This window comes from Turicibacter sp. St.80E1 (assembly GCF_059728495.1).
The window spans coordinates 388,762-410,045 of the sequence record NZ_AP039386.1 but is presented as its reverse complement, the minus strand read 5'-3'; the positions used below and the strand labels follow the sequence as shown (position 1 = coordinate 410,045).

At 41.2% G+C, this 21,284-nt stretch carries 13 protein-coding genes, 1 tRNA gene and 3 rRNA genes; all 17 read right to left on the bottom strand.

Going from position 1 to position 21,284, the window contains the following annotated elements; translation table 11 throughout:
- Positions 1-241 precede the first annotated feature (241 nt).
- The gene (locus AC6I0I_RS01970) at positions 242-388 is read right to left on the bottom strand and encodes a cyclic lactone autoinducer peptide (protein ID WP_161831027.1); all 147 of its coding nucleotides are present in this window, start codon (positions 386-388) and stop codon (positions 242-244) included.
- Positions 389-399: 11 nt separating this feature from the next.
- The gene (locus tag AC6I0I_RS01965; RefSeq protein WP_161831026.1) at positions 400-1,707 is read right to left on the bottom strand and encodes an ATP-binding protein; all 1,308 of its coding nucleotides are present in this window, start codon (positions 1,705-1,707) and stop codon (positions 400-402) included.
- Between the two features lie 2 nt (positions 1,708-1,709).
- Positions 1,710-2,417: a LytR/AlgR family response regulator transcription factor gene (locus AC6I0I_RS01960; protein WP_161831025.1), complete on the bottom strand. Its 708-nt coding sequence runs from the start codon at positions 2,415-2,417 to the stop codon at positions 1,710-1,712.
- Between the two features lie 165 nt (positions 2,418-2,582).
- On the bottom strand, positions 2,583-3,416 hold the full coding sequence (locus AC6I0I_RS01955; protein ID WP_161831024.1) for a cysteine ABC transporter substrate-binding protein: 834 nt from the start codon (positions 3,414-3,416) through the stop codon (positions 2,583-2,585).
- A complete protein-coding gene (locus AC6I0I_RS01950; RefSeq protein WP_432766973.1) occupies positions 3,413-4,150 on the bottom strand; it encodes an amino acid ABC transporter ATP-binding protein in 738 nt (245 codons plus the stop codon). The genes AC6I0I_RS01955 and AC6I0I_RS01950 overlap by 4 nt, the downstream gene beginning before the upstream one ends.
- A 34-nt stretch (positions 4,151-4,184) precedes the next feature.
- Entirely contained in the window at positions 4,185-4,862 is a 678-nt protein-coding gene (locus AC6I0I_RS01945; RefSeq protein WP_161831022.1) for an amino acid ABC transporter permease, read from the bottom strand.
- On the bottom strand, positions 4,843-5,502 hold the full coding sequence (locus AC6I0I_RS01940) for an amino acid ABC transporter permease (protein WP_161831021.1): 660 nt from the start codon (positions 5,500-5,502) through the stop codon (positions 4,843-4,845). The genes AC6I0I_RS01945 and AC6I0I_RS01940 overlap by 20 nt, the downstream gene beginning before the upstream one ends.
- A 1,623-nt stretch (positions 5,503-7,125) precedes the next feature.
- Positions 7,126-7,199: transfer RNA gene (locus AC6I0I_RS01935), tRNA-Gly, on the bottom strand.
- A gap of 11 nt (positions 7,200-7,210) precedes the next feature.
- Positions 7,211-7,319: ribosomal RNA gene (gene rrf / locus AC6I0I_RS01930) — 5S ribosomal RNA — on the bottom strand.
- A gap of 173 nt (positions 7,320-7,492) precedes the next feature.
- A 23S ribosomal RNA gene (locus AC6I0I_RS01925) occupies positions 7,493-10,386 on the bottom strand.
- Positions 10,387-10,478: 92 nt separating this feature from the next.
- Positions 10,479-11,995, bottom strand: a 16S ribosomal RNA gene (locus tag AC6I0I_RS01920).
- Together the 16S, 23S and 5S rRNA genes with 1 tRNA gene alongside form the textbook arrangement of a ribosomal RNA operon.
- Before the next feature lie 431 nt (positions 11,996-12,426).
- A complete protein-coding gene (gene rlmD, locus AC6I0I_RS01915) occupies positions 12,427-13,800 on the bottom strand; it encodes a 23S rRNA (uracil(1939)-C(5))-methyltransferase RlmD (protein WP_262951080.1) in 1,374 nt (457 codons plus the stop codon).
- A gap of 62 nt (positions 13,801-13,862) precedes the next feature.
- The gene (locus AC6I0I_RS01910) at positions 13,863-14,675 is read right to left on the bottom strand and encodes a hypothetical protein (RefSeq protein ID WP_161832605.1); all 813 of its coding nucleotides are present in this window, start codon (positions 14,673-14,675) and stop codon (positions 13,863-13,865) included.
- Positions 14,676-14,756: 81 nt separating this feature from the next.
- Complete coding sequence (locus AC6I0I_RS01905) at positions 14,757-15,950, bottom strand: L-serine ammonia-lyase (RefSeq protein WP_161832606.1); 1,194 nt, start codon at positions 15,948-15,950, stop codon at positions 14,757-14,759.
- Positions 15,951-15,996: 46 nt separating this feature from the next.
- Positions 15,997-17,970 (bottom strand): excinuclease ABC subunit UvrB, encoded by a 1,974-nt coding sequence (uvrB, locus tag AC6I0I_RS01900; RefSeq protein ID WP_161832607.1) that lies wholly within the window; start codon positions 17,968-17,970, stop codon positions 15,997-15,999.
- Between the two features lie 133 nt (positions 17,971-18,103).
- Positions 18,104-19,528 (bottom strand): S41 family peptidase, encoded by a 1,425-nt coding sequence (locus AC6I0I_RS01895; protein WP_161832608.1) that lies wholly within the window; start codon positions 19,526-19,528, stop codon positions 18,104-18,106.
- Between the two features lie 526 nt (positions 19,529-20,054).
- Complete coding sequence (locus AC6I0I_RS01890; protein WP_237658976.1) at positions 20,055-21,281, bottom strand: murein hydrolase activator EnvC family protein; 1,227 nt, start codon at positions 21,279-21,281, stop codon at positions 20,055-20,057.
- Positions 21,282-21,284: the final 3 nt, after the last annotated feature.

The window sequence follows — 21,284 nt, the reverse complement described above, 5'->3', positions numbered from 1 at the left end:
CTAATAAATTATTAACGATAAGAATGATTATATCACACAAAATAACCTATTTACACCATTTTATTCCAACTGAGCAAGATAGAAAGCCAACTGGGCATTATTTATTATCATCTTCAGTTAAAATCCATCATTTGATGGATGAAGCTTTGCCTCGCCCCGTACCGAGAAATCGCGTAAAAAAAGAGCTTATTATGAAGTATAATAAGCTCTTTTTTTTCTGCTCTTCACTAACATCGGAAATTTATTTAATTTTCTTTAAACGGCTTAATTCTTTTGGTTCTTTGGGTTGGTGAACAAACCATAAACTCGTACTGTTCGCTGATAACACCGCAATCGCGAAGCATACCATTGATAATTGTTTCAGTAAAGCTAATCCGATTTTTTTCATCTTTTCTTCCCCTATTCCGGGATGGCAATTAAAATACTCAAATGAAATTCATTCTCTGAGTGATTGATTACCATCTCTCCTCCATATTTATCTACAATGTATTGAATACTTGAAAGACCAATCCCGTGTTCCTCACGATCGGTCTTCGTTGTTTGAAGGCGATTGCCAACCATTTTAATCTCATTTACCTTAGAATTCACTAATTTAAATACCATAAAGCCATTCATAACTTTACACATCATATCGATATACTTCTCTTCTCGATCCCCCATCCGTTGACAGGCCTCGATGGCATTGTCGAGCGAATTCGCAAACAAGGCACAAATTTCAACATCTGACATAAAATCTAACTGACTAATATTAATTTGGTCATCAAATTCAATTCCGTATGCCCGACACAGGTGGAGTTTTTCACTTAAAATAATATCAAGTGCTTTATTTCCTGTATATCGAAACGTTTCAAATTCCTTGACTTGCCCCTCCAACTCGCTAATATATGCCTGCATCTCTTCTATCGTCGGCAAGTGCTTTAGACAAAGGAGGTGGTTGTGCAAATCATGGTACACATGACGTAAGCGTTGATGAGCTTCCTCCATCCGATCATATTGTTGATAACTCGTTTGCATCAGTTTATTGATGAGTTCCACTTCAGACCGTTGCTTCTCATTTCTTATAATCATATTGATAATAAAAAATAAGGACCCAATAGAGAAAAGCATCAATACGGTAATCAACATCAGTCCCATTAGACTATATCGCTCATCTGCTGGGCGTGTAAAGTTATAACCATAAATCGCAAATAAACTTACTAATGTAGCCGTTACCGGAATCCCGATTAAAAAACTTTCTTTTAATTTAAAATTAAAGGACGGTTTACCCTTGTGCAAAACAATTAAACTCAGAATCATAAGCGATTTCGAAACAATCATGGCCTGTCCTCGAAATACAGGAGTACCAATCACTAAGGTCATATCTTCTAAATGATAAAACACAACTAGCACAATGACTGAAATTAACTCATACGCCATAAGAGCTAAATAAAATAACAACGCTACGATGAAACTATTTTTTAAAGAACCTTTGTACACCCCTTTAAACACAAAGATGCTCGCAACAATCATCCCCACCACCCGCGTATTGGGATCGATGGACACAATATCAATAAGCCCCATGACTAAAAATACGAGCATAAAAAGTTTTATATTCCTTTTGAAAGGGACCGTCGCATGTCCCAGGAAGTTGGCCGCTATTAAGAAAAAGCCCCAATCCATCCCAATCGTTACGTAATCTATTATCCGCCACAATGTTTCTTGACTCATCATCATTGATCTCCTAATAATTTTAACATAGATAGTTTTAAGTCGCGTATCCGATGTTTACTCACAGGAACCTCCTCTTGTTGAATGCGAACCGCATTCGAAAGTAACCGATCAACATGTACTAAGTGAATGAAGTAACTTTTATGACTTCTAAAAAACGGATAGCCACTTAGCCTTCGCTCAAGTTCCGATAAACTCATTCGAATCTCATACGTGCGATTCGACGTATGAATCAAAACCCCAGGCTTTTTCGTCTCAATATATAAAATTGATGGAATATCAATTCGATAAAAGACTCCCCGATTCTGAATAAGTAAATGGGCATCCTGCCTTAACAATCGCTCCTCAATACACGACATCACATGCTTCAACACTTTTTTATCGTCCAATGGCTTTAGCAAATAGCGATAGGCACGAACGACGTACCCCTCCTGCATAAACTCCATCAACGACGTTAAAAAAATAATATCCACGGTTGAATCAAACGAACGAATTTCCTTCGCTGTTTCAATCCCATTTAATTGCCCCATGGTAATATCCAATAACAACACATCTAAAGATTGTGGATAAGAGGCTAATAACTCTTCACCTGATGAAAACTCATAAATCTCATAGGTTAACTCATACATTTTTAAATATTTTTCAACTAACTGTCGCGTCTTTAAACGGACACGTGCTTCATCATCACAAATACCAATTCGAACAATCATCCCATTCTCCCCTTATCCTCTCCTGTTACTCTACATATTCTAACATATTTCGCTTTCTGTGGCTACCTGTTCTATTTAAACAAAAAATCCCTTCTTTCGAAGAGATTTTCTTATTCTTTCTATTAAAAGAAACGATTTCATATCCGCAAAAACGTCCACTTCTATTTAATCCTCTAATACCCCACCTTCAATAACAAGATTGTCCACATCAGCTGCTTCCCCATAAACAGGCGCTAACGTCTGTTCATACGCCTCATGGAAAAATTGTTCCTCACCTAACGCCTTAATCTCATCATTGATCCAATCTAGCAACTCTTTATTATCTTTATTCACCGCCGCTGCAATCGTATCAATATTACCTAAACTCTCCACTCCGACACTAAAGCCCTCATTTTCAAGCGCCCAAGCTAGAACCTCCGTATTATCCGTCGAAAGTGCATCCCCGCGCCCATCTAATAAAGCCCCATACGCTTCCGTATACTGATCAAACTTCAACAAATTAACTTCTGGATGATTTTGTGTAAAATACGTCTCCGCCGTTGTTCCCTTACTTACAATGAGCATTTTGTTAGCGAGTTGCGATACATCTGTAATCAGTGCACGATCAGGAGAAACAACACCTAGTGCCACCTTCATATAAGGGAGCGTAAAGTTTACCTTTTCGGCGCGTTCTTCTGTTACCGTGAAGTTCGCTAAAATAATATCTACTTTGTTTGATAATAAATATTCTACACGACTAGCCGCCTCAACAGGTACATATTCAACCTCAACCCCTAAGTCCTTAGCTAATCGGTTTCCAAAGTAAACATCATATCCTTGATAATCCCCATTGGCATCCACGTAACCGAATGGTTTTTTATCACTAAAGACCCCTATGACTACTTTTCCACTCTCTTTAATTTCGCTTAATGAACGAACATGGGAATCATCCTTTCCACAAGCTGCCATAAGACCGAGACAAAAAACAAGACTTAAAATGCCTAATATTCGCTTTTTCATTTTCCATCCCCCTCTGATTCAAACGTAAACAGATTTAAAAACTGTTTGACACGTTCCGTTTTAGGACAAGTAAAGAAACTCTCCGGATCATTTTCCTCAATGATTTGCCCTTCGTCCATAAAAACAATTCGATGAGCAATAGCCCGTGCAAACTGCATCTCATGTGTCACAATGACCATCGTGCTTCCCTCTTTCGCCAACGATAACATGACATCCAAAACCTCACGAACCATTTCCGGATCAAGCGCCGCCGTCACCTCATCAAATAATAAAATTTTCGGTTGCATACAAAGCGCACGTACAATGGCGACCCGTTGTTTTTGCCCACCTGATAATTCCCCCGGATAAGCATCCTTTTTATGAAGTAACCCTACGCGTTCAAGCAACTGTAAAGCTTCTTCAACCACCTCCCTTTTAGGACGCTTTTGAGCTTTTACAGGACCGAGGATAATGTTTTGTAAAACATTCATGTGTGGAAAAAGCTCATAGCTTTGAAAGACCATCCCAATCTTTTGCCGCACCCGGGAAAGATCCCCTTTTTGATGACTAATTTGTTCACCTTCAAGCAAAATTTTTCCTGCCTGAATATCTTCTAATCCATTGATACAACGAAGTAACGTACTTTTTCCACAGCCTGATGGTCCCAAAACAACGACGACCTCTCCCGGATTAACCGAAAGAGAAAGCTGACTTAACACAGTGTGATCGCCATACTTCTTCGTCACTTCTGACATTTGTAATATGGGTTTCTCCATTTAAATCCCCTCCTTAACCATTCCAACGTTTTTCAAGGTGTGTCGCCCACTTCGAGATGGGATAACAAATTAAAAAATAGAGTAAAAAAATAACGCCATAAATCCAAAGGGGAGCACTCGGCGTCGTTAGGCGGGCAGACTCAATGATTTGCTGTCCAACTTTTACGACTTCCACGACCCCAATTAATACGATAAGCGATGTCGTTTTAATCATGCGTGTCACTAAATTGATTGTCTGTGGCAGAAGACGCCGCATCGTTTGTGGAAGAATGACATAGACATAAATTTGCCATTTATTTAAAGCTAAGGCTGCCGCAGTTTCATATTGATGCTTAGGTATCGATTCTAACGCCCCCCGTACTAAATCGCCCATTTCTGCAACTCCCCAAAAGGAAAAGACAAGGACGGATGCCCAAAAGCCTGATAAATTAATTCCTAACGATTTACTCAATCCGAAGTAAACTAAAAATAAGAGGACTAATTGTGGAACAATGCGAACTGTTTCTAAATAGACCCGACACATAAATTGCACCACTCGATTTTGTAACCTCATCACCATTCCCATTAAGAGTCCTAATATAATTGAAAGGCACACTGAAATTAAAGAGACTTGAATCGTGACGCCTAATCCTTCTAATAACCGGATAAAATTCCTTCCCTCGAATAAAATATTAATCCCTAACTCCTGCATATCGCACCTTCCTTTCTATAAAAGCAAGTATCAAAGAAATAGGTAATAATAAAATCAGATACGCTATGACAAGCATGAGCAACGCCTCATCCGTTTTATAGTATAAGCCGATTAACCCTTTCGCAACATACATTAAGTCGGCCAATGCAATCACGCTAAACACTGACGTTTCCTTAATTAAAAATATAATATTCGCACTAAATGCAGGAAGGGCAACTGCGATTGCCTGTGGTAACGTCACATACCAAAGGACCTGCCATTTCGTCAGCCCAATACTTAATCCTGATTCCACCTGTCCTTTAGGTATTGCCTCTAAACCGCTCCGAAAGGCCTCAGACATATAACTACTCCCCAAAAAAGTTAACCCAATGATTCCACATACCGATGAATTTAAAACGATGCCAAGCTTCGGTAATCCAAAATATAAAAAAAATAGCTGAATTAAAAGAGGAGTATTTCTTGAAAGTTCAATATATACGCCCACTATCCGTTTCAGGATCGGAACATTGTAGTAACAAATTAGACAACAAACAAATCCAATAACAATGGATAATAAAATTCCAATCCAAGCAATACCGAATGTCAATTTTGCTGCTTCCATATACATGGGTGTATACATTCTCACAAATTCAAAATCCATAGGCTCCCCCTCCTTCCTTCTCTCCTATCCGCATCAAGCCTATCGTAAGCTCATAACATCATATGACAAAACCACAGAATTAATGACAACAAAACATTTAAATATAAAGGCTCGTCACCGCTCGTCCCTGAGAAACTCTCCTCCTAATGGAATGCATCTCATTAAAACTGATGAAACCTTTTAATGTCCACCCTTTCATCAATGAAAAAGTTTAACTCCTTCCCCCTCAAATTAGATGGACCACGCTTTAAAGAGAATTTTATAATTAACCCGAAAAAAAATTTCTTTCATTGTATAAAAATAACAATTTTATCCATAACATAGATGTAAGTTTTATAACTTGCTCTTCCAAAACTCCTTATTTTATATACTCCCCTTTCTCTCCCAACTGACTCCCCCCTCAGTTGGGACTTTTTTTTGTTATTCATAGAGGTTACTAGCAAACTTAACATATGGGTCAATCGCTATTGTTTCTAATCAAAAGCCGACCTAAACTTAACAACGATAAAACAACCTTCATTATTTATCGCTATCTCTTTTCTTAAAAAAGTCGCTTTCGTTGTATAAAAATAACAATTTTATCCATAACATAGATGTAAGTTTTATAACTTGCTCTTCCAAAACTCCTTATTTTATATACTCCCCTTTCTCTCCCAACTGACTCCCCCCCTCAGTTGGGACTTTTTTTGTTATTCATATAGGTTACTAGCAAACTTAACATATGGGACGATCGCTATTGTTTCTAATCAAAAGCCGACCTAAACTTAACAACGATAAAACAACCTTCATTATTTATCGCTATCTCTTTTCTTAAAAATATTTCAAGCCAATTGAATAAACAGTAAAAATAAAGCCATAATAAAGTTGCAAGTAAAAACTTGCTGTTTTATAAATTATATAAACTCTTTCTTTTTCATTTCTCTTCCATAAAACAACTGACTCCCCCTCAGTTGTTTTATTTTTTTATTCACCTATAATTTTCACCTATTACGGTGTAGTTGAGGCAAAAGGCGTGTAAATCTCAATCCTTTTAATCAGATATAACCCATTATCCGGATAGGTACTACAAATATAACCCTATCACTACCGCTCATTATAATTAAAGGATAAGAACCTATGAATCACTCGAAATCTTTTTTCCATCATGAATCGCTTAAATTAAACTATCACTCAATCCTGTGACAATACTAGGACTCCGCATAAGAATCAATCCTAAATCATTCCTCCCATGACGAAAACATTCTATCTGAATTCTGAATCCTTGAGATCAAGGTTAATAAAAATATCCTGTTTCCTGTGTACCCTATGATGCCGTGTAGGACCTTAAAAATCTAGATTTATTTAATGCTTACTACTCTTTGATTGAATCCCCTCTTTAGTTAAAGGAGATCCCTTAAACTAAAACTAAAAAAAACTCCCATTCACTTATGAATTAGGAGTTCGTATCCATTTTCTTGTCTGGCAACTCTCGCATCACAGTGGTAAAGTTCAATAACTGTTCATTACCCTTGTGATTCCTCAGTTCTTTTCATTTTCCACCTATGATAACCGCCCGTTGTTGCCTTTCCTTTAATTCTCGATAAATAAAAAAAAAAACACCCCGAAGGATGTTAATTGGCTATTTGGAGCGGGTGAAGAGAATCGAACTCTCACAGTCAGCTTGGAAGGCTGAAGTTCTACCATTAAACTACACCCGCATTTATTTATGGCCTAGCGACGTCCTACTCTCGCACTTGCGTACTACCCTCGGCGCTAAGGAGCTTAACTTCTGTGTTCGGTATGGGAACAGGTGTGCCCTCCTTGCCCTTATCACTAGACCTTCTGTCAGATTTCATCAATCTCACAAAACTAGATATCTTCTGCTTACTTCTTCTTGTCCGGCAACTCTCGCATCACAGTGGTAAAGTTCAATAACTGTTCATCACCTTCGTGATTCCTCAGTTCTTTTCACTTTCTGCCTGTGATAACCGCTCGTTTTTGCCTTTCCTATTTAGTTAAGTCCTCGATCGATTAGTATCAGTCCGCTTCATCTGTCACCAAACTTCCACTCCTGACCTATCTACCTCGTCGTCTTCAAGGGATCTTACTTCTTTCGAATGGGAAATCTCATCTTGAGGGGGGCTTCACGCTTAGATGCTTTCAGCGTTTATCCCTTCCACACGTAGCTACCCAGCTATGCTCCTGGCAGAACAACTGGTACACCAGCGGTGTGTCCATCCCGGTCCTCTCGTACTAAGGACAGCTCCTCTCAAATTTCCTACGCCCACGACGGATAGGGACCGAACTGTCTCACGACGTTCTGAACCCAGCTCGCGTACCGCTTTAATGGGCGAACAGCCCAACCCTTGGGACCGACTACAGCCCCAGGATGCGATGAGCCGACATCGAGGTGCCAAACCTCCCCGTCGATGTGAACTCTTGGGGGAGATCAGCCTGTTATCCCCGGGGTAGCTTTTATCCGTTGAGCGACGGCCCTTCCATTCGGTACCGCCGGATCACTAAGCCCGACTTTCGTCCCTGCTCGACTTGTTGGTCTCGCAGTCAAGCTCCCTTCTGCCTTTACACTCTTCGAATGATTTCCAACCATTCTGAGGGAACCTTTGGGCGCCTCCGTTACTCTTTGGGAGGCGACCGCCCCAGTCAAACTGCCCACCTGACACTGTCCCCTGACCAGCTCATGGCCACGGGTTAGAACCCCAGTAACACAAGGGTAGTATCCCAACAGCGACTCCTCCAAGACTGGCGTCCTGGTCTCTTCGTCTCCTACCTATCCTGTACATGTGTCACCAGTGCTCAATATCAAGCTACAGTAAAGCTCCACGGGGTCTTTCCGTCCTGTCGCGGGTAACCTGCATCTTCACAGGTACTATGATTTCACCGAGTCTCTTGTTGAGACAGCGCCCAGATCGTTACGCCTTTCGTGCGGGTCGGAACTTACCCGACAAGGAATTTCGCTACCTTAGGACCGTTATAGTTACGGCCGCCGTTTACTGGGGCTTCAATTCAAAGCTTCGCTTGCGCTAACCTCTCCTCTTAACCTTCCAGCACCGGGCAGGCGTCAGCCCCTATACATCACCTTGCGGTTTAGCAGAGACCTGTGTTTTTGATAAACAGTCGCCTGGGCCTTTTCACTGCGGCTTGCTTTCACAAGCACCCCTTCTCCCGAAGTTACGGGGTCATTTTGCCGAGTTCCTTAACAAGAGTTCTCTCGCTCATCTTAGGATTCTCTCCTCGCCTACCTGTGTCGGTTATCGGTACGGGCACCTAATAAATTATCCCTAGAAGCTTTTCTTGGAAGCGTGACATCAGCTGACTTCACCCTTTCGGGCTTTCGGCATCACAGCTCAATGTTTCGCCATGCGGATTTGCCTACATGACCACCTCACTGCTTACACGTGAATCCATTCACACGCTCAACTTAGCCTTCTCCGTCACTCCTTCAGTTTATTAAGTGGTACAGGAATCTCTACCTGTTGTCCATCGGCTACGCCTTTCGGCCTCACCTTAGGTCCCGACTTACCCAGGGCGGACGAGCCTTCCCCTGGAAACCTTAGGCTTTCGATGGATAGGATTCTCACCTATCTTTCGCTACTCACACCGGCATTCTCACTTCTAACCGCTCCACAGCTCCTTCCGGTACTGCTTCTGTGCTGTTAGAACGCTCTCCTACCACTGACACTTCGTGTCAATCCGCAGCTTCGGCGGTCCGTTTAGCCCCGGTACATTTTCGGCGCAGAGTCACTCGACTAGTGAGCTATTACGCACTCTTTAAAGGATGGCTGCTTCTAAGCCAACCTCCTAGTTGTCTGTGCATCTCCACATCCTTTTCCACTTAACGGACACTTGGGGGCCTTAGCTGGCGGTCTGGGCTCTTTCCCTTTTGACCATGGACCTTATCACCCACAGTCTGACTCCCGATCATATCTATCTGGCATTCGGAGTTTGATTGAGATCAGTACCCCGAGGTGGGGCCATCACCCATTCAGTGCTCTACCTCCAGTAGACTCTTATCGAGGCTAGCCCTAAAGCTATTTCGGAGAGAACCAGCTATATCCGTGTTCGATTGGAATTTCACCCCTAGCCACAAGTCATCCAAGCACTTTTCAACGTGCCCTGGTTCGGCCCTCCAGTCAGTGTTACCTGACCTTCAGCCTGCTCATGGCTAGCTCACACGGTTTCGGGTCTACAACATCGTACTCCTCGCCCTATTCAGACTCGCTTTCGCTTCGGCTCCGTCTCTTCAACTTAACCTTGCACGATATCGTAACTCGCCGGTTCATTCTACAAAAGGCACGCCATCACCCTTTAACGGGCTCTGACTAGTTGTAGGCACACGGTTTCAGGTTCTCTTTCACTCCCCTTCCGGGGTTCTTTTCACCTTTCCCTCACGGTACTGGTTCACTATCGGTCACTAGGTAGTATTTAGCCTTACGAGATGGTCCTCGTTGCTTCCGACGGGATTTCTCGTGTCCCGCCGTACTCAGGATCCCTTCCCTGCTTCACACAATTTCACCTACGGGACTCTCACCCCCTCCGGTTGGCCTTCCCAGACCATTCGGCTATCATGTTCAGTCATTTCTGAAGGTCCTTCTACCCCGGATTACTCCGGTTTGGGCTCCTCCCTGTTCGCTCGCCGCTACTTGGGGAATCGATGTTTCTTTCTTTTCCTCCAGGTACTTAGATGTTTCAGTTCCCTGGGTCTGTCTCCTCTATGGCTATTGATTCACCATACGGTGCTAGCGTATGACCACTAGCGGGTTTCCCCATTCGGATATCCCCGGCTCTTTGCTTACTTACAGCTCCCCGAGGCGTTTCGCCGTTTGTCGCGTCCTTCTTCGACTCCTAGTGCCTAGGCATCCTCCGTGCGCCCTTTATTACTTAACTTTTCTTCTTCAGAAGATATCTAGTTTTCAAAGATCAATTCTAGGAAAATCGAAATTCTCCCAAAACTAAACAGAACGTCTCTTTCTCCATAGAAAGGAGGTGATCCATCCCCACCTTCCGGTAGGGATACCTTGTTACGACTTCACCCCAATCATCTACCCCACCTTAGGCAGCTCCCTCCTTGCGGTTAGGCCACTGACTTCGGGTGTTGTAAACTCTCGTGGTGTGACGGGCGGTGTGTACAAGACCCGGGAACGTATTCACCGCGACATTCTGATTCGCGATTACTAGCGATTCCAACTTCATGTAGGCGAGTTGCAGCCTACAATCCGAACTGAGATTGGCTTTATGAGGTTTGCTCCACGTCACCGCTTCGCTTCTCTTTGTACCAACCATTGTAGCACGTGTGTAGCCCAGGTCATAAGGGGCATGATGATTTGACGTCATCCCCACCTTCCTCCAGTTTGTCACTGGCAGTCTCGTTAGAGTCCCCATCTCACTGCTGGCAACTAACGACAGGGGTTGCGCTCGTTGCGGGACTTAACCCAACATCTCACGACACGAGCTGACGACAACCATGCACCACCTGTATCCATTGTCCCCGAAGGGAACCCTCTATCTCTAGAGGCGTCAATGGTATGTCAAGACCTGGTAAGGTTCTTCGCGTTGCTTCGAATTAAACCACATGCTCCACCGCTTGTGCGGGTCCCCGTCAATTCCTTTGAGTTTCAGTCTTGCGACCGTACTCCCCAGGCGGAGTGCTTAATGCGTTAACTTCAGCACTGAGGTTCGACCCCCAACACTTAGCACTCATCGTTTACGGCGTGGACTACCAGGGTATCTAATCCTGTTTGCTCCCCACGCTTTCGCGCCTCAGTGTCAGTTGCAGACCAGGAAGCCGCCTTCGCCACTGGTGTTCCTCCATATCTCTACGCATTTCACCGCTACACATGGAATTCCACTTCCCTCTTCTGCACTCAAGTCAACCAGTTTCCAATGACCCTCCACGGTTAAGCCGTGGGCTTTCACATCAGACTTAATTAACCACCTGCGCGCTCTTTACGCCCAATAATTCCGGATAACGCTTGCCACCTACGTATTACCGCGGCTGCTGGCACGTAGTTAGCCGTGGCTTTCTCATAAGGTACCGTCAATTGATAGTCATTTCCTCCTATCACCTTTCTTCCCTTATAACAGAATTTTACAACCCGAAGGCCTTCTTCATTCACGCGGCGTTGCTCGGTCAGGCTTTCGCCCATTGCCGAAGATTCCCTACTGCTGCCTCCCGCAGGAGTCTGGGCCGTGTCTCAGTCCCAGTGTGGCCGTTCACCCTCTCAGGTCGGCTACGCATCGTCGCCTTGGTAGGCCTTTACCCCACCAACTAGCTAATGCGCCGCAGGCTCATCCATCAGTGATGCCAGGAGCATCTTTAAACTTTCGTCCTATCCGGTATTAGCGATCGTTTCCAATCGTTATCCCCGTCTGATGGGTAGATCACCTACGTGTTACTCACCCGTTCGCCGCTTCCCACCGAAGTGGTTCGCTCGACTTGCATGTATTAGGCACGCCGCCAGCGTTCATCCTGAGCCAGGATCAAACTCTCCATATTAGTTTTATTTCCTTAGCTTGCGAAATTTCTTTCGCTTAATGATTCTTGACGTTCTGTTTAGTTTTCAAAGAACTTCTTTCGCCTCTTGGCGACTTCTTTATCTTACCACATTCGACTTTTTCTGTCAAATGTTTTTTATCTTTTTAGTAAGAATTTGTGTCCGCCTCTCTTGGCGACTTTTCTATTTTATCAGGTTTAACTTCTTTTGTCAAACACTTTTTAACTTTTTTTGTTTTCTTTTCCATCGCCCTTTTAGCGACTCATTTATAATACCATTCCACTCATTTAATGTCAAACAGTTTTTTGATATTTTTTAAAATTATCTTCTCTCTCATAAAAAATGCACCAAACGTGTTATAAAAGCTAACACACTTAGTGCACGATATCAATTCTTTTTAACCGTAGGAATATTTTCTACCTTCCTTACATGATTAAGCTCTAACTAATTTTGCTACACACTCAATGTGCGCTGTCTGAGGGAACATGTCAACGGGTTGAACAACTTCCAATTTATAGCCTCCATCTATAAGAACACGCAAGTCTCTAGCAAGTGTCGAGGAGTCACAAGATACATAAACAATACGATCAGGGGCCGCCTCTAACATTGTATCTAATAATGATCGATCACACCCCTTACGTGGAGGGTCAACAACGATAACGTCAGGTACAATCCCGTTCTCAATCCATGCAGGAATAATTTCTTCAGACTTTCCTACAGCAAATTGGGTATTTTCAAAACCATTTAACCGGGCATTCATTTTCGCATCTTCAATTGCCTCAGGAATAATTTCAACACCATACACCTGTTTAGCATGCTGCGCTAAGAATAAGGTAATTGTACCAATTCCACAATATGCATCAAAGACAATCTCATTCCCCGATAATTGGGCATATTCAACAGCTTTTGAATACAATGTCTCCGTTTGAATCGGATTGACTTGATAAAAAGAACGCGGTGAAATAGCAAAACGAATTCCATTCATTTCATCATAAATATAAGGTTCCCCATATAAAATACGTGTCTCGTCTCCAAAAATAACATTCGTGACTTTAGGATTCACATTTTGAGCGATACTTTTAATCTTAGGGTATTTACTCACTAGCCTTTGAATAAGCAACTCACTATTTGGAATTTCATGCGTTCTTGTCACGAGCGTTACCATGATTTCTTCCGTTTTAAATCCTACGCGTACAATAACATGACGTAAAACTCCAAGGTTTAATGATTCATTATACGGATCAATCTCTAATTCCTGACACAATTGTCTCATTGTTTCTACAATTTGATCTGAGATATCTGTTTGGATTAAACACGACTGCATATTAATTATTTCATGGCTCCGTTTTTGATAGAATCCCGCTACCACTTTTCCATCCGCATACCCAAATGGAACCTGCGTCTTATTACGGTATCGACTAGGATTTTGCATTCCGATTGTCGGTAATACATTTGCATCTTCAATATGACCTATTCTTTTTAAATGATTAACCACTGTGTCATGCTTCATTTTAAGTTGTCCTTCATAACTTAAATGTTGAACTTGACATCCACCACATTGCTTGTATATTCCACATTCTGGTTTAACACGTTCCCCGCTCGTTACAAAATAATCAACTGCACGGCCAAAGGCATACGTTTTTTTTACTAATGTCACCTTCATATTGATTTCTTCACCGACAAGTGCATTAGCGACAAACACTGGAAATCCATCGACACGCGCTACACCTAATCCATCATGCGTTAAACTTTCAATCTTTACATCATAGTACTCATTTTTTTGAACCGGCACTATCTTCTTCGTCATTTCTATCACCTATACCTCTCGTTGTCATAAGAAGAGGGAGACGTATTGTCTCCCCCCCCTATTTATTGCCATACAAATGATTGCGTATTTTTATCATAGGCTCCCCAACTTGGATAATCGGAAATTTCCGTTGGTTTGATTGCCTGATCAACTTCTAAATAAGGAATATCACCTAAGGCTTCTTCTTCCTCCGCCGTCAAAACTGTCAACGCCTCAATGCGGGCATCAAAAGCTTCCTTTTCTTCTTTATAACGGTATTCATATTCACCTGTCTTCTTGTTGTAATCTTTTGGCATGACTTTAATGTTATTTTTAGCACGGTCGATGTTTTCCTGTGTTGGATATTCTTCAGCATGAGCAACGATTTGTTCGACGATATCTAATCGGTGTTGCTTATAATATTCCAATTCTTGCTCGCGGTTGGCATCAGTTAATGCTTTTACATCTCCAGTCGATACGACTAATTGAAATGAATACTCCTGTGATTTATCCCCAATCTCATCTAACATTTTTGTGGCTGTTGCCTCTGCCGCCGCTCGTGCAGTCTCAACATCTACTCCATCATTTACCTGAACGTTTACGTAAACAACGGGCCCTTGAACAGTTACCTTTACTTCATTAACCCCTGATTGCTGCGCCCCTTTTTCCTCAGCAGCCGCTATAACAGAGTCGCTAATTGACTCTAAATTTTCCGTACGGTACCCATACACCGGACGTCCCGCTACGGATAACGGATCTAAATAAAAATATTTTAAAAGATGAAATCCGAATAAAACTGTCAGTACTGCTAAAATACCGATATAGCTATAAAGTATTACCCGTTTTTTCGGTAATTTGGGTCCCTTAGTCGGTTCCTTAACTTCTTCCTTTGCCATACAGTCACTTCCTTTACTGTTTATTCACTCATTTTAAATATTCTTTATTATACCATTAAAATCCTGTAAAACCTAGTCAGATTAACATTCAGCAAAATGTTTTGCTAGTCCCCCCTGAGCCGTTTCACGATATTTCGCCATTAAATCAAGCCCTGTCTCTTTCATCGTTTGCATCACTTGATCTAATGTAATGGTATGATAACCATCGGTTAACATCGCATATTTAGCTGCATCATAGGCACGCTTTGCCGCAACCGCATTACGTTCAATGCATGGAACTTGAACATACCCATAGACAGGGTCACATGTCATTCCTAAATGATGTTCTAATCCAATCTCAGCTGCATATTCACAATGTAAATTAGAGGCACCTTTTAGAAAGGCAACCGCCGCCGCTGCCATTGAACAAGCTGATCCTACTTCCCCCTGGCATCCAACCTCAGCCCCGGAGATAGACGCATTTGTTTTAATTAAATTTCCTACCAGTCCCGCAACCGCTAATGCATCAATTAATTGTTCATCCGTATATCCTTCCTCTTCTTGTAAGGCAAATAAAACGCCTGGAATAACACCTGATGCTCCACACGTTGGGGCCGTTACAACAACATCTCCACATGCATTTTGCTCTGAGACAGCCAATGCATAAGAATAAATTAAAATAGATAATTCTCCCTTATTTGCCTTTGCCTGTTCATAAAAATTTTTCGCGCGACGTGGATAATTTAGTTTCCCCGGCAAAGTCCCCTCAGCAACTAGACCATTCATCAGTGTTTCACGCATTATTTTAAGAATTTCTCCTAGATACTCCTTAATGTCTGGTTCATATTGATAAACATAATCTGATAACGTCCAATTATTTTTTCTACAAACTTCTAACACCTCATTCATGCTCGAATGTGGATAAATAGTTGGGACTTCATCTCGAGCCTGACCCTCTTCAATGATCGATCCCCCACCAATTGAGTAAACAGTCCATGAACCTAATTCTTTCTCGTTCTCATCATACGCAATAAACTTCATCGCATTCGGATGAAAGGGACGAAAATCTTCTGGCTTCCACGTTATTTTAACTGGTTTAGGCTCCATCGTTTTTATAATAATATAATCCGTTAAATGACCCTCACCTGTTGCAGCTAAACTACCGTATAAAATGGCCTCAAAAGACGCCGCTTCCTTATAACGATTCATAAACACCTTTGCCGCTCGTGCGGGTCCCATTGTATGAGAACTAGATGGCCCATTCCCTACTTTATATAATTCACGTAAACTTTCCATACTTTTACCTCACTCCTTAACTCACTTAAACACTCAGATAAACTTATTATGAACCTAACTCAATTTTTAATTCTAACATCGCATCTCGAAGCGTTGCTGCTGTTTCAAAATCAAGTGCTTTCGCTGCTTCTTTCATTTCACGCTCTAATTTTTTCATTAATTTTTCTTTTTCTTTACGAGACATCTTCGTATCATATTTAGCCTCTTTTTCTACAACCTCTGTTGCACGAATAAGATCTCGAACATCCTTATGGACAGTCATTGGAATAATACCATGATCCTCGTTGTATTTTTCCTGAATCTCACGACGTCGCGCTGTCTCATCCATGGCGCGTCGCATTGACCCTGTTATTTTATCTGCATATAAAATAACACGTCCTTGTGCGTTACGGGCAGCACGTCCAATTGTTTGAATAAGGGAACGGTCACTACGTAAAAATCCCTCTTTATCCGCATCTAAAATCGCAACTAAAGAAACTTCAGGAATGTCAAGCCCCTCTCGTAAAAGGTTAATTCCAACTAGCACATCATAAGTTCCAATACGTAAATCGCGAATAATTTCAATACGTTCAAGTGTTTTTATTTCTGAATGTAAATAAGCCACTTTAATTCCTAATTCTTTTAAATAATTTGTTAACTCTTCAGACATCTTAATCGTTAACGTCGTCACAAGAACGCGTTCGTTTTTCTCTATACGCTTATAAATTTCACTGACTAAATGATCGATTTGCCCTCGACTTGGATGCAATTCAATAACCGGATCCAATAATCCAGTTGGTCTAATAATTTGCTCAATAACCTTATCCGTGCGGGCCAGTTCATAGTCACCCGGCGTCGCCGATACGTAAATGGCCTGATGAATTTTATCCTCAAACTCATTAAATTGTAATGGGCGGTTATCTAACGCTGATGGCAATCGGAATCCGTGATTAACTAACGTCTCTTTACGAGCGCGATCCCCATTGTACATTCCCCTTACCTGTGGCAACGTCACGTGCGACTCATCGGCCACTAACAACCAATCCTCAGGGAAAAAATCAAGTAGACAATAAGGTGTTGCTCCACGTTCACGTAACGACAATGGACCCGAGTAGTTTTCCACACCTGAACAGAATCCCATTTCAGCCATCATTTCTAAATCATATCTTGTTCGTTGCTCAATCCGTTGAGCCTCGAGTAACTTACCCTCTGATTCAAAATACTTCACTTGTTGCTCAAGTTCTTCTTCAATATTTTTTAACGCAATCTTCATTCGCTCTTCTCCGGTTACGAAGTGTGACGCTGGGAAGATGACAACATGTTTACGTTCACTTAAGACTTCCCCTGTTATCGTATCAATTTCGCGAATACGGTCAACTTCTTCCCCAAAAAACTCTATTCGGATTGCATTCTTTTCAGTTGCAATCGGTAAAATTTCTACAATATCGCCACGAACCCTAAATGTTCCCCGGTGAAAATCAATGTCATTTCGTTGATATTGGATTCGAACTAATTCATTCAACAAATCATTTCGTTCCATCTCCATTCCTACACGAATAGATACCATCATCTTTTTATACTCTTCAGGGTCCCCAATCCCGTAAATACATGAAACTGAAGCAACGACAATAACATCATTACGTTCTAAAAGCGCTGCTGTTGCAGAGTGACGTAGCTTATCAATTTCATCATTGGTCTTGGCATCCTTTTCGATAAACGTATCCGATGAAGGAACATAGGCCTCCGGTTGATAATAATCATAGTAACTCACAAAGTATTCGACTGCATTATTCGGAAAAAACTCTTTTAACTCACTATAAAGTTGTCCGGCTAACGTCTTATTATGAGCCAAAACAAGGGTTGGTTTATTTACCTGTTGTACGACATTCGCAATTGTAAATGTTTTCCCTGTCCCAGTTGCACCTAATAAAACCTGTTCCTTAACACCGGACTCTATATTTTCTACTAATGATTTAATTGCCTGTGGTTGATCGCCGGATGGCGAATACTTTGAGACAATTTCAAACTTACCCTTTTTCATAAAAAGTCACCTCGCATGAACTCATTATACCACCTTTTTCAACTAAGAACTAAAGTAATTCTATGGACCTTACATTTAAATACAATCAATTTCTCCTCTTTCCAAATAAAAAAGAGGGGTCTCCCCCTCTCTATTAAGTATTCTGTAAAACTTCTAATGCCTTTTTAAATTGTGTATCAAATGCCTTATCTCTAATTTTATCTCTTAAGGCTAATGTTAATTGACTCGCCGTCTTATTATCAATGATACCTGTTTCTGCTATATTATTATCCTTTTGAAACTGTTTCACTGCTGATACTGTCGAATCATCAAAATATCCATCCGTTCGGTCAACTGAATAACCGAGCGTATTTAAAATATTTTGTGCATTTGCGATGGCCGGGTTTACTTGATCAAACTCCAACTCTTTTCCATTCTCGAGATACACTTGATAATAATTATAAAATTCAGGTGCTTCAACTTCAACGGTTGGGGTTACCCCTTTTTCATTAATCCAATTATTATCTGGTGTTTTCCATACTTGGGTCGTAATCTTAAGTGATGAATGATCATCAAGTGGCATCGATACCTGCACAGTTCCCTTTCCATATGATGTTGTTCCGACTACCTCATATCCACCCGCTTCTTTCATCGCGGCAGAAAAGATTTCAGAGGCTGATGCGCTTCCCTCATTAATTAAGGTAACAACCGGATAGTTCTTACCTTCACTTTCCGTTTCATAACTCACTGAACTTCCATCTCGCGATTCAATCGTTGTAATCACTTTACCCGGCGGTAAAATATAATCGACCATCTCGACCACGCTCGTTAAATATCCTCCGGAATTATTTCTTAAATCAACAATGAGGCCTGTCATCCCTTGCCCCTCTAATTCCTCAATTGCGGTTTTAAATTCCTGTGCTGTATTTTCACCGAATGTTGTAATTTGAAGATATCCAATTGCCTGACCCTCTTCTGTGATTAACTCAGATTTAACTGTCTCTTGATCAATGGCCTTACGCGTTACCTCAATATAAATTAAATCAGGATTATCATTGCGAGATATTCCCAAAGTTACTGTTGAGTTCACAGGGCCTTTAATCTTATTCGTGACTTCCTGCAACGTTTGACCCACTACATTTTCGCCATCCACTTCAACAACTAAGTCATTCGCTAATATTCCAGCCTCATCCGCCGGCGAATCAGGGAATGGTGAAACAATCATTGTATACCCATTGACAGTGGTCACCTCACACCCAATTCCTGAATAAGTATCCTCTAAATGCTCCACAAAATTTTCGTAATCCGTCATCGTAAAATAAGTTGAATGTGGGTCGTCTAAGGCATTAATCATTCCTGAGATGGCTCCGTCAATTAACGCCTGACTATCGCCCTCATAAAAATAATGATAGGATTTGAGTGCCTCATATACCTGATTAATTGAAGCAATCTCCCCATAATTAGACGGTGAGATAATAGAATCTGATTTCTTCTCTGGAAAAATCAATGACAATAACAAAGTCACCACTGCACCTAAACAAAAGCTTCCAATCAGTAGAAACCCGTTTTTATGCTTCATATCATCACTCCTTTTTTTATTTCATAATCTCTATCCTGTAATCATCTTTCATATGTGAAATTCGTCGGATGTTTTAGTATAACTCCTATTTTACCAATTTTTATATTCTTTGTCATTCCAAGAAAATAGGATAAATTCACAAATCCTGCAATTCAAACCATTTACCCATTTTTTCTAACCCTTGTAATCACTTCAAGTTTATGGATGCATTCTAACTGTTCAGTCAATCATTTAATGAAGATTAAGCATCCTTATCTAATCAAAACTGGATGTTCCTATGAAAAGTCGCTTTTTACTTATATAGTATGGAACAATTTATAAATTTATTTCATTTTAAAGATGATTTATTACAAATGACTACGTTCGATCCCTCATCGATTAAATAAAAAAAGTACCTCATTGAGAAATAGGCGTCGTCTTTTTGAACGCTCTATATTCTCAATTCAAGGGTACCTTTTTATCTCACAACTTTGGCGAAAATAATCGTCATAATCTTATACTAACATCTGGCACGCCATTAAAGCCCCTACCATGATGATGGGAAATTAATATATTTTCTTGGGTTAACGGCATGTGGATAATTATAATATCCTTCATACATTTCAAAATGTAAATGCGCTCCAAAGGAATTTCCTGTATTCCCCATCGTTCCTAATTGGGTTCCTCGTGCAACTTGTTGCCCAACTGAAACATACGGTGCTGAGTGCATGTGAGCATATACAGTTGTCATTGTTTTCCCATTGATATTGTGAGTAATCATTACGTGATTTCCATATGCACTATGCCAACCTGCACGAATAACAGTTCCCGCTTGTGCAGCATACACCGGCGTTGATGTATCCCCATAGTTGGCTAAGTCAATTCCCGTATGGTTACTATAACACATAAATTCGCAACTTACATATCCACGGGCCAATGGAATCATAAACCCTGATCCCGTAACAACCCCACCACTTGAAGAACTGCCATTACTTGAAGAGTTTCCTGATGATACAGGAGGCGGTGGTGTCTGCTCTAAAATTTTCTTCTGCTCTTCAGCAATTTCAATAATTTCTGAAGCTGATAAACGTTCACTTTCTAATTCTTGCATTTGTTTAGCCAAGTCACGTTTTTGTTGCTCTAACTTTTGTTGATAAGCGTCTAACGTTTCACGTTCCTTCTCTAGCGAATCCTTGCTTTCAGCTAACTCCTGTTGTTGAACCTTCAAAGTCGCAAGTAACGCTTGCTGCTGACTGACTAAAAGACTTAGTTCATCCATCGATTGAGCATCGCTTTGTGCAAAGTGATTAATGACACGTAATTGGCGAATAAAATCAACTAAACTGTTAGATTCAGATAACATCTGTAACACTAAATTTCCACGTGAAAATCTCTGTGACATATGCATTCTTTGCGCCACAACTTTTTTTAAGGCTTCCACCTCTTCATCTAATCTTTTAGCTTCCTCTTCACCTGACTTAATTTCAGTTTCTTTTTGGGAGATTTTCTTCTCAAATTCAGAAATAGCACTTTCTGTTTGTGAGATTTTCTGAACAGTTGTCCCCATATCCCCCTCAACAATCTCTATTTCATCTTGAAGTTTGGATTCTCTGCCCTTAATTTCAGAAATTTGGTCTTGCGCCTCACTAATAATAGCATTACATTCTTCCTTCGTTTTACACGATTTCGATGCCTCTACTATTGTGGGCATCGTAGGAATCAATCCCAACGCTAAAGACAGGCACAATCCCATTTTTATAAATGGCTTCTTCATCTC

What these genes read in the sequence shown, in the direction of transcription:
- AC6I0I_RS01970 (WP_161831027.1), bottom strand. Translation starts at nt 388, where the DNA reads ATGAAAAAAATCGGATTAGCTTTACTGAAACAATTATCAATGGTATGC.
- AC6I0I_RS01965 (WP_161831026.1), bottom strand. Translation starts at nt 1,707, where the DNA reads ATGAGTCAAGAAACATTGTGGCGGATAATAGATTACGTAACGATTGGG.
- AC6I0I_RS01960 (WP_161831025.1), bottom strand. Translation starts at nt 2,417, where the DNA reads ATGATTGTTCGAATTGGTATTTGTGATGATGAAGCACGTGTCCGTTTA.
- AC6I0I_RS01955 (WP_161831024.1), bottom strand. Translation starts at nt 3,416, where the DNA reads ATGAAAAAGCGAATATTAGGCATTTTAAGTCTTGTTTTTTGTCTCGGT.
- AC6I0I_RS01950 (WP_432766973.1), bottom strand. Translation starts at nt 4,150, where the DNA reads ATGTCAGAAGTGACGAAGAAGTATGGCGATCACACTGTGTTAAGTCAG.
- AC6I0I_RS01945 (WP_161831022.1), bottom strand. Translation starts at nt 4,862, where the DNA reads ATGCAGGAGTTAGGGATTAATATTTTATTCGAGGGAAGGAATTTTATC.
- AC6I0I_RS01940 (WP_161831021.1), bottom strand. Translation starts at nt 5,502, where the DNA reads ATGGATTTTGAATTTGTGAGAATGTATACACCCATGTATATGGAAGCA.
- rlmD (WP_262951080.1), bottom strand. Translation starts at nt 13,800, where the DNA reads ATGACGAAGAAGATAGTGCCGGTTCAAAAAAATGAGTACTATGATGTA.
- AC6I0I_RS01910 (WP_161832605.1), bottom strand. Translation starts at nt 14,675, where the DNA reads ATGGCAAAGGAAGAAGTTAAGGAACCGACTAAGGGACCCAAATTACCG.
- AC6I0I_RS01905 (WP_161832606.1), bottom strand. Translation starts at nt 15,950, where the DNA reads ATGGAAAGTTTACGTGAATTATATAAAGTAGGGAATGGGCCATCTAGT.
- uvrB (WP_161832607.1), bottom strand. Translation starts at nt 17,970, where the DNA reads ATGAAAAAGGGTAAGTTTGAAATTGTCTCAAAGTATTCGCCATCCGGC.
- AC6I0I_RS01895 (WP_161832608.1), bottom strand. Translation starts at nt 19,528, where the DNA reads ATGAAGCATAAAAACGGGTTTCTACTGATTGGAAGCTTTTGTTTAGGT.
- AC6I0I_RS01890 (WP_237658976.1), bottom strand. Translation starts at nt 21,281, where the DNA reads ATGAAGAAGCCATTTATAAAAATGGGATTGTGCCTGTCTTTAGCGTTG.